Origin of the sequence: Arthrobacter sp. UKPF54-2, from assembly GCF_007858535.1 — a bacterium.
Classification (GTDB): domain Bacteria; phylum Actinomycetota; class Actinomycetes; order Actinomycetales; family Micrococcaceae; genus Arthrobacter.
In genome coordinates this window covers 1,459,276-1,474,547 of sequence record NZ_CP040174.1, presented here as the reverse complement: position 1 = coordinate 1,474,547, position 15,272 = coordinate 1,459,276, and the positions used below count along the sequence as shown (strand labels likewise).

Annotated in this window: 15 protein-coding genes; 6 read left to right on the top strand and 9 right to left on the bottom strand. The window is 69.0% G+C overall.

All coding sequences use genetic code 11. The annotated features are described in order from the left end of the window. Positions 1 to 15: 15 nt before the first annotated feature. The 6 genes from E7Y32_RS06675 to E7Y32_RS06650 form a co-directional block, all read right to left on the bottom strand. Positions 16 to 441, bottom strand: a complete 426-nt coding sequence (locus tag E7Y32_RS06675) for a heat shock protein transcriptional repressor HspR (protein ID WP_146336433.1) — start codon at positions 439 to 441, stop codon at positions 16 to 18. A 10-nt stretch (positions 442 to 451) separates the two neighbouring features. Next, positions 452 to 1,432 (bottom strand): DnaJ C-terminal domain-containing protein, encoded by a 981-nt coding sequence (locus tag E7Y32_RS06670; protein WP_186467062.1) that lies wholly within the window; start codon positions 1,430 to 1,432, stop codon positions 452 to 454. 322 nt (positions 1,433 to 1,754) lie between these two features. After that, a complete protein-coding gene (locus E7Y32_RS06665) occupies positions 1,755 to 2,399 on the bottom strand; it encodes a nucleotide exchange factor GrpE (protein ID WP_146336432.1) in 645 nt (214 codons plus the stop codon). Positions 2,400 to 2,401: 2 nt separating this feature from the next. Beyond that, on the bottom strand, positions 2,402 to 4,261 hold the full coding sequence (dnaK, locus tag E7Y32_RS06660) for a molecular chaperone DnaK (RefSeq protein WP_146336431.1): 1,860 nt from the start codon (positions 4,259 to 4,261) through the stop codon (positions 2,402 to 2,404). Between the two features lie 329 nt (positions 4,262 to 4,590). Next, positions 4,591 to 5,037, bottom strand: coding sequence for a hypothetical protein (locus tag E7Y32_RS06655; RefSeq protein ID WP_186467061.1), 447 nt, complete (start codon positions 5,035 to 5,037; stop codon positions 4,591 to 4,593). A gap of 116 nt (positions 5,038 to 5,153) precedes the next feature. After that, entirely contained in the window at positions 5,154 to 5,897 is a 744-nt protein-coding gene (locus E7Y32_RS06650) for a TetR/AcrR family transcriptional regulator (RefSeq protein ID WP_146336430.1), read from the bottom strand. Positions 5,898 to 6,068: 171 nt separating this feature from the next. On the opposite strand from E7Y32_RS06650, the gene E7Y32_RS06645 reads away from it, so the two are divergent. Continuing rightward, positions 6,069 to 6,992 (top strand): NAD-dependent epimerase/dehydratase family protein, encoded by a 924-nt coding sequence (locus E7Y32_RS06645; protein ID WP_146338307.1) that lies wholly within the window; start codon positions 6,069 to 6,071, stop codon positions 6,990 to 6,992. Between the two features lie 52 nt (positions 6,993 to 7,044). Here the strand turns inward: E7Y32_RS06645 and E7Y32_RS06640 are convergent, their stop codons facing one another. Further along, positions 7,045 to 9,252: an MMPL family transporter gene (locus E7Y32_RS06640; protein WP_146336429.1), complete on the bottom strand. Its 2,208-nt coding sequence runs from the start codon at positions 9,250 to 9,252 to the stop codon at positions 7,045 to 7,047. A gap of 173 nt (positions 9,253 to 9,425) precedes the next feature. Between E7Y32_RS06640 and E7Y32_RS06635 the strand changes: the two genes are divergently transcribed. Next, positions 9,426 to 9,917 carry a MarR family winged helix-turn-helix transcriptional regulator gene (locus tag E7Y32_RS06635; protein WP_146336428.1) on the top strand — a complete coding sequence of 164 codons (492 nt, stop codon included), beginning with the start codon at positions 9,426 to 9,428 and terminating at the stop codon, positions 9,915 to 9,917. Positions 9,918 to 9,946: 29 nt separating this feature from the next. Then, positions 9,947 to 10,762 (top strand): methyltransferase domain-containing protein, encoded by an 816-nt coding sequence (locus tag E7Y32_RS06630; protein ID WP_146336427.1) that lies wholly within the window; start codon positions 9,947 to 9,949, stop codon positions 10,760 to 10,762. Positions 10,763 to 10,787: 25 nt separating this feature from the next. Here the strand turns inward: E7Y32_RS06630 and E7Y32_RS06625 are convergent, their stop codons facing one another. Then, positions 10,788 to 11,372 carry a PKD domain-containing protein gene (locus tag E7Y32_RS06625; protein WP_146336426.1) on the bottom strand — a complete coding sequence of 195 codons (585 nt, stop codon included), beginning with the start codon at positions 11,370 to 11,372 and terminating at the stop codon, positions 10,788 to 10,790. 376 nt (positions 11,373 to 11,748) lie between these two features. On the opposite strand from E7Y32_RS06625, the gene E7Y32_RS06620 reads away from it, so the two are divergent. From E7Y32_RS06620 to E7Y32_RS06610, 3 genes are all read left to right on the top strand, one after another. Beyond that, a complete protein-coding gene (locus E7Y32_RS06620) occupies positions 11,749 to 12,210 on the top strand; it encodes a hypothetical protein (protein WP_146336425.1) in 462 nt (153 codons plus the stop codon). Positions 12,211 to 12,339: 129 nt separating this feature from the next. Next, positions 12,340 to 12,891: a dihydrofolate reductase family protein gene (locus E7Y32_RS06615; RefSeq protein ID WP_146336424.1), complete on the top strand. Its 552-nt coding sequence runs from the start codon at positions 12,340 to 12,342 to the stop codon at positions 12,889 to 12,891. Between the two features lie 71 nt (positions 12,892 to 12,962). Then, a complete protein-coding gene (locus E7Y32_RS06610; RefSeq protein ID WP_146336423.1) occupies positions 12,963 to 13,586 on the top strand; it encodes a LysE family transporter in 624 nt (207 codons plus the stop codon). Positions 13,587 to 13,623: 37 nt separating this feature from the next. Here the strand turns inward: E7Y32_RS06610 and E7Y32_RS06605 are convergent, their stop codons facing one another. Further along, positions 13,624 to 15,231 (bottom strand): long-chain fatty acid--CoA ligase, encoded by a 1,608-nt coding sequence (locus E7Y32_RS06605; protein WP_146336422.1) that lies wholly within the window; start codon positions 15,229 to 15,231, stop codon positions 13,624 to 13,626. Positions 15,232 to 15,272: the final 41 nt, after the last annotated feature.

Below are 15,272 nucleotides of genomic sequence, written 5' to 3'. Positions count from 1 at the left end.
CCCGGATAGCGGCGCTTAGTGGTCCAACGCTCCGGGTCGCCACACGACCAGGGCCTGCGAACGGGCGCGGGGCCGCTGGCCGCGGGCCAGCGTGACGACGTCGCCCGCTGCCCCCGCGGCGAATATCCGGGAATCCAATGGCTGCCGGCGCCGGCCTAGCTCCTCAGTCAGCTCGGCAACGCGGCGCTGCAGCGCCGCGACCTGGTTCTCCAGCTGCAGAATCCGCTTGATACCCTCCAGCGAGACCCCCTCATGGGAGAGCCGCTGCACCTCACGGAGCATGTTGACGTCACGCTGCGAATACCGCCGGGACTTGCCGGGGGCGCGGCTGGGCGAGACGATGCCGAGCCGGTCGTATTGGCGCAGCGTCTGCGGGTGCATGTCCGCCAGCTCCGCGGCGACGGAGATGACGAAGATCGGCTGGTCGAACTCGATGTCCATGCCAGGACTCCTACAGCCGGGCCTTGGCTGCCAGGCCGGCGCGGACGTCCTCGCCGGAGGTGGCCGCGGCGAAGGCCTTCACCGCTTCCTCGGCGGCCTTGTCCAGCTTCTTGGGCACGGCGACGTCGATGGTGACCAGCAGATCGCCGGTGGCCTTGGTGTGCTTCACACCGCGCCCCTTGACGCGCAGGGTCCGGCCCGACGGCGTCCCGGCCGGCACCCGGACCTTGACCTTGTCGCCGTCGATGGTCGGGACCTCGATGTCGGCGCCGAGCGCGGCTTCCGGGAACGTGACCGGGACATGGATGCGCAGGTTGTCCCCGTCACGGGTGTAGAAATCGTGCGGCTTCACGGACACGGTGACCATCAGGTCGCCGTTGCCGGCCGGACCGTACTGGCCCTTGCCGCGGACGCGGACCTTCTGGCCGTCCTTGATTCCGGCCGGGATCCGCACGTCAATGACCTCGCCGTCGGGCTCGCGCAGGCCGATGGTGGTGCCGCGGATGGACCCGGCGAAGGAGATGCTGGTCGACGCGGTGCGGTCGGCGCCCTTCTGCGGGCCGCGCTGGAAGGACTGGCCACCGCCAAAGCCCCCGCCGCCGAAGAGGTCGGCGAATTCGGGCGGAATGCCGCCCGCGGTGCTGTAGCCGCCGGAGTGCCGTCCGCCGCCGCCGGTGAACAGGCCGCCGAAGAGGTCCTCGAACCCCGCGCCGCCACCGGCCCCACCGGCGCCGCCGGGGGCGAAGCGCGCGCCGCCGCCCATGGCGCGGATGGCGTCGTACTGCTGGCGCTCGTCCGGGTCGGACAGCACGGAGTACGCCTCGGAGATGTCCTTGAACTTCTTCTCCGACGCGGTGTCACCGGCGTTCGTATCCGGGTGGTGCTGCCGAGCAAGCTTCCGGTAGGCCTTCTTGATGTCGGCGTCGGAAGCGTCCTTGGCGACTCCAAGGATCTTGTAGAAGTCCTTGTCCACCCAGTCCTGGCTAGCCACTGGCGTTTCCTTTCAAATCTGTTCTTACCGAGCTCTCCGCGATACATGGGCCCCCGCCCCTTCGCCGGGTGTCTTGGGATCTGCGATCCCAAGACACCCGGCTCCGACAGGCCCGATGCCACTCCCGGGGCCCATGTATCGCTGCGAGCTTGTGATCATCTCACCTTAGGTGACCCGAAAGCTGAACGCCGTAGCGGATGAGGGGGCCCGGGTGTGGCTTCGGGCCTGCCGGAGCGTGGAGGCTGTGGTCCGCAGGACCATAGCCTCCACGCGGAGGGGCGGGGCCCCCTCATCCGCGAAGGCGTGGAGGCGCCAAAGGTGACTACGCCGGAACAGACACGATGACCTGGGCTGCGCGGAGCACCCGGTCGCCGGACTTGTAGCCGGAGCGCAGGACCTGGCTGACGGTGTCGGTGACGACGTCCGGGCCGGGCTGCTGGATGAGGGCCTCGTGGATCGTGGGATCGAACTCCACGCCGGTCTCATCAATGCGCACCAAGCCGTAGGTCTTCAGCGCATTCTCCAGCTTGGCGGCGATCGCGGCGAACGGTCCGTCCGCGAGGTCACCGTGCTGCCGGGCGGCGTCGACGTCGTCGAGCACCGGGAGCAGGGCGTTCAGGACGCCGATGACGGCCATCTCCCCTGCCACGGCACGGTCGCGTTCAACCCGCTTGCGGTAGTTGACGTACTCGGCCTGCAGGCGGCGGAGGTCGTTCTTCAGTTCCTCCGCCTCCCCGGCGTCGACGCCCTGGGCCACCGACTCCGCTGCCGGAACGTCGACGCTGTTGAGGATGTCCTCGGCCTGGGACAGCGCGTCCCCGGCGTCGGCGTCCCCCGCGCGTTCCTGGTCGGGGTGGCGGGCCTGGCCGGTCTTCGGATCAACCTTGCGGTTGTCGTGGATCACCGGCTTCTGGTTCTCGTCCCGGCCCTCGCCAGCGTGCTCTTCTTCGTTACCGTGGTGCGGCATGACTACTTCTTCTCGTCTTCGTCAACGATCTCGGCGTCAACGATGTCTTCGTCGGAAGCTGCCTGCTCGCCGGCCGGGGCACCCTGGGCGCCGGCGGCGCCGTCCGGGGAACCGGGCTGGGCGTAGATGGCCTCGCCGAGCTTGGTCTGCGAAGCCTGGAGCTTCTCAAACGCGGTCTTGACGGCGGCGTCATCAGTGCCCTCGAGCGCGGCCTTGAGGGCGTCGACGTCGGCCTGAACCTCGGTCTTGACCTCTTCGGGCAGCTTGTCGGCGTTGTCGGCGATCAGCTTGTCCACGGAGTAGGCGAGCTGCTCGGCCGTATTGCGGGTGTCGGTCGCCTCGCGGCGGGCCTTGTCCTCGGCGGCGTGCTCCTCGGCGTCGCGGACCATCCGGTCGATGTCTTCCTTCGAGAGGCTGGAGCCGCCGGTGATGGTCATCGACTGTTCCTTGCCGGTGCCCTTGTCCTTCGCGGAGACGTGCACAATGCCGTTCGCGTCGATGTCGAAGGTGACCTCGACCTGCGGAACGCCGCGCGGGGCGGGAGCGATGCCGGTCAGTTCGAACGTGCCCAGCGGCTTGTTGTCGCGGGTGAATTCACGCTCGCCCTGGAAGACCTGGATGGCCACGGACGGCTGGTTGTCGTCCGCCGTGGTGAAGGTCTCGCTGCGCTTGGTGGGGATGGCGGTGTTGCGCTCGATCAGGTGCGTCATGATGCCGCCCTTGGTCTCGATGCCGAGGGAGAGCGGGGTGACGTCGATCAGCAGCACGTCCTTGCGCTCGCCCTTGAGGACACCGGCCTGCAGTGCGGCGCCCACGGCGACGACCTCATCCGGGTTGACGCCCTTGTTCGGCTCCTTGCCGCCGGCGAGCTCCTTGACCAGATCGGAGACGGCCGGCATACGGGTGGAGCCGCCGACCAGCACGATGTGGTCGATGTCGGAGAGCTTGATGCCGGCTTCCTTGATGACATCGTGGAACGGCTTCTTGGTGCGCTCCAGCAGGTCCTTGGTGAGGTCCTGGAACTTGGCGCGGGTCAGCTGTTCGTCCAGGTGGACCGGGCCGTCGGGGGTGACGGAGAGGTACTGGAGGGAGACGTTAGTGCTGGTCGAGGAGGAAAGTTCCTTCTTGGCCTGCTCGGCAGCCTCACGCAGGCGCTGCAGGGCGATCTTGTCCTTGGAGAGGTCGATGCCCTTGACCTTGAGCTGGTTCAGCAGGTAGTCGACGACGCGCTGGTCCCAGTCGTCGCCGCCGAGGCGGTTGTCACCCGCGGTGGCGCGGACCTGGATGGTGGAGAAGTCGTCTTCGTCCTTGCCGACCTCGAGGAGGGAGACGTCGAAGGTTCCGCCACCGAGGTCGAAGACGAGGATGAGCTCGTCTTCCTTGCCCTTGTCCAGGCCGTAGGCCAGGGCTGCCGCGGTGGGCTCGTTGACGATGCGCAGCACCTTGAGGCCCGCGATCTCGCCGGCCTCCTTGGTGGCCTGGCGCTCGGCGTCGTTGAAGTACGCGGGAACGGTGATCACGGCATCGGTGACCTTTTCGCCGAGGTAGGACTCGGCGTCGTTCTTGAGCTTCATCAGGATGCGCGCGGAAATTTCCTGCGCGGTGTACTTCTTGTCGTCGATCGCGACGGTCCAGTCGGTGCCCATGTGGCGCTTGACGGAGGCGATGGTGCGGTCGATGTTGTTGACGGCCTGGCGCTTGGCGATCTCGCCGACCAGGACCTCGCCGGACTTGGAGAACGCAACAACCGACGGCGTGGTGCGGCCACCCTCGGCGTTGGCAATGACGGTGGGCTCGCCACCTTCGAGAACGGAGACGACGGAGTTGGTGGTTCCGAGGTCGATACCTACTGCACGTGACATGTGTTGCTTCCTTCTTTCCTTGGAAACTTGCTGGCCCCGGCTGTCGGGCGGGTGCCCGGCGGCCGGGGCATACCCGGAGTTCGAGCCCGTCGAGGACGAGGCGCGCCCACTTATTGAGCGCTCTGCACTCAACTTTACCCAGCACCGGGGAGAAGTCAATCCGAAGTTGAGTCTGGTTCACTCAACTCTGGGCGCAGGGGCGATTCGGGCGCGCCAAGTCCTTCTCAAGGCCCCGAATTTCCGCGGGTTTTGGGCGCGACGAGGCGCCGTGGCGGCTGGTTTCGCTGTGCGAGAACGCCGGGTGGAGGAGCGAAGTGAGTTCGGGCGGCCTAGGTGTCCTCGCGGCCCGCGTCGTCCCTGACTGCGCCGTCGCGCCCCGCCGGTTCCTCCGCGGCACCCTCGGCCCGGTGCCCTGCACGCCGAGGACCGGCGGCGCCCGCCGTGCCGTAATCGCCTTCGGGGTACTCGCCTTCCTCGCCGACGACGGTGTCCGGTCCGGTTGCGCCGGCGCGCCCATAGTCACCCTCGGGGTAGTCGCCCGCTTCGTCGCCTACGCGCGTGCCGCTGGCCACCCCCGCCTTGCCGTAGTCACCCTCCGGGTATTCGCCCTCGGGCGCGTCTGCCGGGTTCTCGCCCGCAACGCCCGCTTTGCCGTAGTCGCCCTCAACGTACTGGCCGGCGTCGGCGTCGGCTGCGGGCTCGGCGGCAGCCGGGACCGGGGCGGCGCCGGGGCGCTGCTGTGCTGCCGTTCGATCAAACTCACTGTTTTCAGACATGTGTGGATCCCTCCTGCAGGCGGTGGGCGCCGGCGTTGGCGCAGTCGCAGTCTATCGAGCACCACCGGGAGGCAACAGGGGTCCGCGCCGACGCGCAGCCCGGCGCGGACGTACACCTAGGATCGCAGCCCGGCAATCCCGGCGAGGACGGCAAGATGATGCGCGAACAGCTCATCCCGGGCCGCGAAGGTGTCTGCGCCGTACTGGCCGAACACTTCGAAACTGATGGCGCCGAACAGCGAGGTCCAGACCAAGGCACCACGCGCCAGCAGCTCGTCCGGCACTTCCAGTCCGGCCTCGCTGCGGATCCGCTCCAGGTCAGCGGCAAGCGCCGGCACGACGGCGGCCCGGTCGTCGGGCACCGCCAGCAGGCCGGAGCGGTAGGCGCCGTCAAGCAGTGTCATGAGGGAGTTGATGACCCTCGTCCCCGGCACCATGGTCCGCTCCGACGGAGCCTGGTAGCCGGGTACCGGACTGCCGAAGAGCAGCGCGTAGCTGGCCGGCTGCGCCACCGCCCAGGCCCGAACCGCCCCTCCTAGCGCCTCGAACCTCCCCTCGAAATCGCCCTCCGGGCGAGCCCCCACGGCGGCGTCCACCGCATCCCCCAGCTCGTTGTAGGCATCGACCAGCAGCAGGGTCAGCAGTTCCTCGCGGCTCTCGACATACCGGTACACGGCTGACGAAACGACGCCGAGCTCCCTGGCGACGGCGCGCAGGGACAGCGCGGCGGCGCCGTGCAGGGCCAGATGCTCCCGGCCGATGCGCACGATGTCCTGGATGGTCCGCTCCCGGGCCCGCGCGCGCGGCGTGGAGGGCGTGATGGAGGGCTCGACGGGCGGAGCGGAGGCAGTCTGCGGCATGCCTCCAGCATTCCACAGCCCGGAGCAGTGTCAACAAATGTGAGCACTGCTCTTGACTTTTGCCCTAACTCGCCGCATTCTGACTGAGAGAGCACTGCTCTCAATGACCGTAGCAGCGAAAGTGAGAAGACCATGTCCCCCTCCGGCTTCCCCGGCGTCCCGGGCCCTGCAATGTTTGTCGTCACCGGCGCCGGTCCGGTCGGCTGGACGGTTGCCGAGCAACTTGCCGCGGCCGGCCACCGGGTGCGGGTGCTCACCCGCTCCGGCAGCGGGCCGATCCATCCGCGCGTCGAGCGAATCGCCGTAGACGTCTCCAGCCCGGCGCGGCTGGGCGAGCTGTTCAGGGACGCCAGAGCCGTCTTCCACTGCATCCACGGTTCGCAGTACACGGCCAACGCCTGGGCAGCCGAGCTTCCGGGCGCGGAGCAGACGGTGCTGGCGGCGGCAGCCGAAGCCGGAGCCGTCGTCGTCTTCCCCGAGAGCCTGTACTCCTACAGCGAACCTGCCCGGACGATGCGCGAAGACAGTCCGCGAGAGGCCCGCGGCGGCAAGCGCGGGATCCGCACCGCACTGCTCAGGGCGCGGGCCGCGTCCGCCACGGACACCGTCAGCGTGGTGGCCAGCGACTTCTTTGGTCCCCGGGTGCTCGGCGCGCACGCCGGCGAGCGCATGCTGAAGCCGGTGCTGGCAGGCAGGCGCCTGCTGGTGGTCGGCAGCGCGGACCAACCGCACTCGTTCACCTATGTGCCGGATCTGGCCGCCGCCATGATCAGGGCGGCACAGGATCCTTCGCTGTGGAACCGGGTGTGGCATGCGCCCACCGGACCCGCGGCGAGCCAGCGCGCGATGGCCGCAGCATTCGCCGCCGCTGCCGGGATGCGGGGCCCCCGGGTGGCGGGTGTCCCGGGCTGGGCGCTGCGGGCCTTGGGGGCAGTCTCTCCCGGCACCCGGGAACTGGCCGAAACCCTGTACCAGTTCGAGTACCCCTTCGTGATGGACTCGCAGGCAAGTGAGGCGGCGCTGGGCCTGCAGCCGACGCCACTTGCGCAAGCAGCCGCCGCAACCGTGGCCTGGTGGGGGAACCAGGGACGGTGACGGCGGCTGCGGCGGAGGGTGCCGCGGGCGGTTTCGGCTGGCGGGGATTCGGCTAGCGGATTCCCGCCTCGGCGGTTTCCGGCTCCGGGGCGGCCGGGAGCTCACGCCCGGCCGCGTCCGCGTCGGGGCGTCCGAGCTTGCCCGGCCACCAAATCCGCGGGCCGATGTCATAGGCGAGGGCCGGGACCAGTAGGGAGCGGACCAGGACGGTGTCCAGCAACACCCCGAACGCCACGATGAAGGCAAGCTGCACCAGGAACATGATGGGGATGACGCCCAGGGCCGCGAAGGTCGCCGCCAACACCACGCCGGCCGAGGTGATGACCCCTCCGGTGACGCCGAGGCCGCGCAGGATGCCCGGCCGGGTGCCGTGTTTGATGGACTCCTCGCGGACCCTGCTCATCAGGAAGATGTTGTAGTCCACGCCGAGGGCGACGAGGAAGACGAAGCCGAAGAGCGGAACGGTGGCGTCCGCCCCGGGGAAGCCGAAGATGTGGTTGAACACGACGGCGGAGACGCCCATCGCGGCGCCGTAGGAGAGCACCACCGAGGCCACCAGCAGCACCGGCGCCAGAATCGAGCGGAGCAGCAGCATCAGGATGACCAGGATGACGGCCAGAACCACCGGGATGATGGTGACCAGGTCGCGCTGGGCGGTGGTGTTGGTATCCAGCGCCGTGGCGGTTACCCCGCCGACGAGCGCGCCGCTGTCGATGGTCTTGAGTTCCGTGCGGAGTTGGACGACGACGTTCTCGGCCTCGTTGGAGTCGGCCGCGTCGTTCAGGGTGGCGTTGATGAGGACCCGGCCGTCGCGGACCGCGGGTTTGGTGGCGGCACCGGGGGCGCCGGGGATAACGGGGGCGCCGGAGTCGGCCACCAGATAGGCGTCGCCCACGCCGTCGGTGTCCTTGGTCTTGGCCAGCACGTCCTGGGCCTTGGCCTGGTCGGTGACGATCACGGCGGGGCTGCCGCTGCCGGCGTCGAAGTGGCGGGCCAAGGCCTTCTGTCCGTCTACCGCGTTGGAGGCGGAGAGGATGACGGCGGTCTGCGGGACGCCGTTGGCCTTGAGCTGGAGCACGCCCGCGGCGGCCACCACCAGCAGCAGTACCGAGGCCACCCAGACAGTGCGCGGGCGGCGGGAAACCAGCGTGCCGGTGGCCCGCCACAGGCCCCTCTGGCCCTCGAGACCGGTGACGAATTCAGGCTCGCGCTCCTCCTCGGGGAGCAACTTGGGCCGGAACGGCCAGAACGCGGTGCGGCCGAGCAGCGCCATCATGGCCGGCAGCAGGGTGAGCGCGGCGAAGAGCGAGCAGAGGATGCCAGCGGCCGCCACCGGGCCCAGTGCCTTGTTCGAGTTCAGGTCGGAGAATAGCAGGCAGAGCAGCGCAATGATCACCGTGGCGCCGGAGGCCAGGATCGGCTCCCACGCAGCTTTCCAGGCGGTGAGGGCAGCCGCGGTGCGGTTGGTGGTGTGCGTCAGGGCCTCGCGGAACCGTGCCACGTAGAGCAGCGCGTAGTCCGTCGCGGCGCCGATCACCAGGATGGACAGGATGCCCTGGCTCTGGCCGTTGAGCTGGATCCAGCCCAGCTTCGCCATGCCGAACACCAGCAGAATGGCGGCGCAGAGCGCGAAAACCGAGGTGAACAGCACCGCGATCGGCAGCAGCAGGGACCGGTAGACCACCAGCAGGATCACGAACACGGCCCCGAGCGCCACGAGCAGCAGGATGCCGTCGATGCCGCCGAAGGCGCTGACCAGGTCTGCCGTGAGGCCCGCCGGGCCGGTGACGAAGGTCCGCATGCCCTCCGGCGCCGAGGCCTTGACCTCGTCGCGGACCTCCTTGATCACGTTCTTGACCTCGTCCGAGGAGGCAATGGGGACCACAAACTGCACGGCCTTGGCGTCTTTGGAGGGGATCGGCCCGATCACGCTGCTGCCGGCCTTGAGCTCTTCCAGCTTGCCCTTGATGGCGGCGGCTTCACCGAGCTGCGCGGGGGTGAACGCGGAATCGCTCTCGATCACGATGACCGCGGGGATCTCCTTGGAGTCGCGGAACTTGGCCTGCCAATCCTGCGCCTCCGTGGCCTCGGCCCCCGCGGGGAGGAATGAGGCCTGGTCGTTGGAGGAGACCTCGCTGAGCCGGCCAAAGGTGGGGCCGCCGATGCCAGCGATGGCCAGCCAGGCGACCACCAGCACGGCGGGCACGAGCCAGCGCAGCCAGAACGGGACTCGGTGGGGATTTTGCCGGCTGTGTTTCATGGTGTCCTTCTCGGGTGGTGACGCGGAGTAGAATTTAGTAAATCATAGATTATCTCCATCATGGATATAAGTGACAGTCTAGAAATAATTTCGCCGGTCCGGCGGACGGGCTGGAGTAAACTCCGGATGGCGCAAACCGCGCAAGCCCCGCGGGGCGGAGCAGGAGGGGTGAGATGTCAACTGAACCGCCGGGACGCCCCGACGCCGCAGGCCCGCCGCCGCTGGTCAGCCTGTTGCAGGAGTTCAGCCTGGAAGCCAACCGCTTTGCGGACGCGGCCGGCGCCCGCAATGACATGCACCGCACCGACCTCAACGCCCTGTCCGTGATCATGCAGCACACCTCCAGGAACCAGGTGGTCACGCCCGGGGTGCTGCGCCGGGAGCTCCACCTCTCTTCCCCCGCCACCACCGCCCTGATCGACCGGCTCGACAAGTCCGGCCACGTGGTCCGGGAACGGCAGGGCACGGACCGCCGCCAGGTCCAGCTCCGGATGACCCCCAAGGCCTACCGCGACGGCGGCGCCATGTTCGCGCCGCTCGCCCGGCACATGGCCGCCGCACTTGCGGGCTTCACGCCCGAGGAGCTCGAACTCGCCACCCGGTTTATGCACGCGATGATCGACGCAACGGTCAAGGCCGGCGAAGAAGCCGCCACCGGCCCCTAATCCGGCCGCGGTCGGCGTAGCGTTTCCTTATGAGCGCCCAGCAGCCCGACGACGTCTACACCCACGGCCACCACGAATCCGTGGTCCGCGCCCACGCTTCCCGCACGGCGGAGAACTCAGCGGCGTTCGTCCTTCCGCACCTCGCCCCGGGGGTGTCGGTGCTCGACGTCGGCTGCGGACCCGGCAGCATCACGTGCGATTTCGCCGGGCTTGTGTCCGCCGGGAAAGTCACCGGGCTGGACCGCTCCACCGAGGTGATCGGCCATGCCGCTGCCCTCGCGGCCGAGCGCGGCGTACAGAGCGTCGAGTTCGTCGCCGGCAACATCTACGACCTTGGCTTCGGGGACGAGACGTTCGACGTCGTCCACGCCCACCAGGTACTGCAGCACCTCACCGATCCGGTGGCCGCCCTCCGGGAGATGCGCCGGGTCGCCAAGGCCGGCGGAATCGTGGCGGTGCGCGACGCCGACTTCCACGGCATGAGCTGGTACCCCGCCGTCCCCGAACTGGATGAGTGGATGGAGCTCTACCAGCGCATCGCGCGCCGGAACGGTGCCGAGCCCGACGCCGGGCGGCGGCTCGTGTCCTGGGCGCAGGCCGCCGGGTTCACCGACGTCGCGCCGTCGAGCAGCAACTGGCTCTACGCGACCGGCCAGCAGCGCCGCTGGCAGGCCCGGGTGTGGGGCGAGCGGGTGCTGCATTCGGCGTTCGCAGACCAGGCGCTCGAGTACGGGTTCGCCACCGCCGCGGACCTCGCCCGGATCTCCGCGGGCTGGCACCGCTGGGGCTCCACGGACGACGGCTGGTTCCTGATCCCGAACGGCGAGGTGATCGCCCGGGCCTGAGACCCTGCGGGCGTGGAGCGGGAGCCTAGTAGGAAAGTGCGGGAAGCGTCACCGCGGCCGGGTCCCCCATGCCCTGGTTCTGGGTGAAACCCACAACCCCGATCCTTACGTCCCTGGCCCGGTGCACGTCCGTGATGGTCGCTGACCGCGCCGCGCCCTCCACCATGCCCGCGGGGATGCCGTCCACGGTGAGGGCCCACCGGTAGGGCTCCGGGCCGCCCGGTTCCCAGGTTATCTGCACGGTGCTGATGCCGTTGGAATGGGCGGTCACCGCCACGGTTACGTTGACGGGGGCGACGGGCAGCCCGTCCCTGGGGCCGCGGCCGATGTGGACGCCCGTCGAGGCCGTCGACAGTCCCCCGGTGGCATGGGTGATCCGCACCGTCGCAGTGCCCTCGAACAGGGCGGGATAGCTGTGGGTCGCCACCGGGATCGGCCCCACCTGGTCAACGACCCCGTTGCCGTCGAAATCCCATTCGTACTGCGCAATGTTGACCCCGCGGGGCAGCGATGCGGAGACGCTGAAAGTGACTGTCTGGCCGGGCATGGCGTAGTAGTCGGGGTTGGCGAACCGAAGCCCGGGCACGGCGGACGGGCCCGCCGAGCTCACGGCCGGCACGGACCGGGGCGTGGTAGATGGGGGCGTAGCGGACAGTGGCGGTGCGGACGACGACGGCGGTCCGGCCCCGGGCAGCGCGCAGGACGACGCGGTAAGCAGTAAGGCTCCGGCAACCATCGTTCCGACGATCCTGTCCATCGACTCCCCCAAGCCTGGCTGCCGCACTGATGCCGCACGATTGAGAGCATCGTAACGTCCAGCGCCCTGGTTGTCTCCACGCGCGCGGGCGGAGCCGTGCCGGCTCCGCTGCCTTCACAGCGGCGCTACAGTGCCGCCAAAGTCCTGCCAAATCTGCGCGTACCACTCTGGTTACAGCCGCAAACGTCGGCCGGCCCGGAATCCCGGACCCCAGCGAAGGAGCAGCACCATGGCAAAGATCAACAAAGGCACAGCGGCACTCATGCTTGCAGCGGTCATCGGCGGCGGCGCGATCGGCGTCTCGGCCCTCCCGGCGATGGCCGACGACGCGGCCGGGACGACGTCGTCAAGCACAACCGCAGCCACCGGCAGCGGAACGGCGGGGAGCGGCGCGGCCGCGCACGGTCCGCACCAGGCCAACGGCAAAACGGAGGAGATCCTCACCGGTGACACCGCCGCGAAGGTCGAAGCGGCGGTGAAGGCAGACCAGCCCGGTGCGACGATCGAGCGGATGGAGACCGACGCCGACGGCGCGACGTACGAAGCGCACATCACCAAGGCCGACGGCACGCGTGCCACCGTGCTGCTGGATGACAACTTCGCCGTGACCGGCACCCAGGAGGGCCAGGGCCCGGGCGGGCACGGCGGCCCCGGCGACGCGGATTCGGACGGGTCCGCGGCCAACGGCTGACCCGCACCCCGCTCGGAAAGGCTCCGGACCCCGGCGGCGCCGCGGTCCGGAGCATCTTCCTGCGGCCCTTTCCCCGTCATCCCGACTGCCGCTAGGGTGCAGTCAAGTACCCAACGGTGAGGAGAAAGTATGCGCAAGGTGACGGCCGGCCTGTTCAGTTCCGTGGACGGTGTGGTGGAAGACCCGTTCCTGTGGCAGTTCGACAGCTTCGACGCGGAGCTGGGAGCGGGGATGGGCGAGATGATGGGCCGGATCGACGCCGGGATCCTGGGCCGCGTCGGCTACCAGCAGTGGGCCCAGTACTGGCCGAACGCCGAAGCCGACGCCGACTTCGGCGGCTTCATCAATCCGCTGCCCAAATTCGTGGCCTCCCGGACCCTGACCGGCGAGCTGGAGTGGCAAAACTCCCGGCTGATCGACCGGCCGCTGGAGGACTTCGTGGCGGACCTGAAGAACGGCGACGGCGGCGACATCGGCGTCTTCAGCAGCATCTCCCTGGTCCGCCAGTTGCTGTTCGCCGGACTGCTCGACAGCCTGATGCTGATCGTCCATCCGGTGATTGCCGGCAGCGGCCGGCGGCTGTTCAACGACGGCGACCCCCTGACCCGGCTCGAGCTGCAGTCGTCCCAGCAGACCAGCAAGGGCAACATGATCCTCGAATACGGCATCCGCCAGGGCTGAACCCGGCCCGCCCATGGGCCCGGCCCGTCATCAAGGCGGGCCGGGCAGGGCCGGAACCGTAAACTTGGCAGGTGCAACTCTCCCTTTGGCTCGCCCTGGCCGGCGCCGGTGTCCTGATCAGCTTCACTCCGGGCGCGGGCGCGATCAACACCATGAGCAACTCCCTGAACTCCGGCTTCCGGCGCTCCATCTGGGGCATCCTGGGGCAGCAGGCAGCGCTGGTGGTGCACATCCTCGTTGTGGCCCTCGGCGTCGGGGTGCTCGTCGCGAGCTCGCCGCTGGCCTTCAACATCATCCGGTACGCCGGCGCCGCCTACCTGGTCTACCTGGGCATCCAGCAGTTCCGGCACAAGCCCGACCTGGACCAGGAGAAGGCCGCGGCGCTGCGCAACGAACCCGCGTTCTCGATGTTCCGCCGAGGCCTCTGGGTCAACCTGCTCAACCCGAAGGCGATCGTCTTCTTCCTGGCCTTTATGCCCCAGTTCATCCGGCCGGAACAGCCGCTGCTGGCGCAGTACCTGGTCCTCGCCGCCACCGTGATCGTGATCGACATCCTGGTCATGTGGTTCTTCTTTGCGGCGGCGGCCACCACCTTCCAGCGCTTCACGCACGATGCCCGGGGCCAGCGGATCCTCAACCGGACCTTCGGTGTGCTGTTTATGGCCGTCGGCGTCCTGCTGGCCCTGCTCCACTAGTCGCGGCGGTTCCGGGGCCGCAAATGTCCGTTCGCGCTTATTGCCCCGTGGCGGGTGCCAGTTTCCGCAGATCGGCCTTCCGGATCTTGCCGCTGGCGGTCCGGGGCATTTCGTCCACGAACACCACGGACTTGGGGATCTTGTACCGCGCGAGCCGGCCGTCCAGGTGGGCGCGCAGCTGATCCTCCGTGAGGCGGGCCCCCTCCCGCAGCAGCACCACGGCCCGGGGCACCTCGCCCCACTTCTCGTCCGGCACGCCGATCACGGCGACGCTTCCGACGGCGTCGAGCTCGGCGATGGCCTGCTCCACCTCGGCGGGGTAGATGTTTTCCCCGCCGGAGATGATCATGTCCTTGAGCCGGTCGGAGATGAACACGAATCCGTCCGGGTCCTTGTAGCCCATGTCGCCGGATTTGAACCAGCCATCGGCGGTGTACGAATCGGCCGTCGCCTCGGGCCGGTTCCAGTACTGGTCGATGACGTTGGGCCCTTTGATCTGGATCTCCCCCACGGTGCCCGGCGGGGCCTGGCCGGCCTCCGGGTCCAGCGGATCGGCCACCCGGACGTCCGTGAAGAAGTGCGGCAGGCCGGAGGATCCGGCCTTGTCCCGGGACCGGGCGGCCGGCAGGGTGGTGGCGCCGGGGGCGGTCTCGGTCATGCCGTAGCCGTTGGAAAACCGCAGGCCCCGCTGCTCGTAGGCCTCCAGGACCCGCATCGGGACTGCGGACCCGCCGCAGGTGAGTTTGTTCAGCGAGCTGAGGTCGGTGGAATCCCAGTCCGGGTGCTCGCAGAGCATCTGGTAGGTGGTGGGTACTCCGCTGATGGTGGTGGCGCGGTGCTGCTGGATCAGCTCCAGAGTACGGCGGGGGTCGAACCTGGGTTCCAGGACCACGGTGCCGCCCTTCAGGAGCGTGGGCAGGACGCCCATGTCCAGGGAGGCCACATGGAACATAGGCGAGATCATCAGGGCCACGTCGGCGGAGGAGAAGTCGAAGTCGACCAGCACGTTGATGCAGTTCCAGGTGATGTTGGCGTGCGTCAGGAGGGCCCCCTTGGGGTTGCCGGTGGTTCCCGAGGTGTAGAGGATCATGGCCGGGTCGTCGAGCCCCACGGGCACGTCGGGGGCCGGCTCGGCGCCGGAGGCCAGCACCGCCTCGAACTCCTCGACCGACGCGGCAGAAGCGGAAGCTCCGGATGCGGGGGCTGCGCCGCCTCCGTCGGGCACCGCCGCGCCGGCGGCCGTCGCGTCGTCGGCGACGACAACACGGCCACGCACCGCCGTCCCCGCCGAGCCGCGCTCGGCGAGGCCGGCGAGGGCGGCCGCATGGACCAGCAGCACCGCTCCGCTGTCCTGGAGCTGGAACTGGATTTCGGGCGGAGCCAGCCGGGTGTTGAGCGGCACGAACACCGCACCGAGCAGCCCTGCCGCAAAGAGGGTCTCCAAGAAGGACGGATCGTTCTCACCGAGGTACGCCACCCGGTCGCCCTTGGCCACCCCGCGGTCCCGCAGGGCGTTCGCCAGCCGGGCGGCGCGCCGGGCGAACGCCTCGTAGCTGAGCTCCCGGGTTCCGGCGATAACGGCGGCCTTTGTGCCCGACTTTGGCCTGCGACGTTGCAGCCAGGAGCCGATGCCAAGATTCTCCATGGCAAATCCTTTCTAGTTCGACGGTAGTGCCTGCCGGGCCG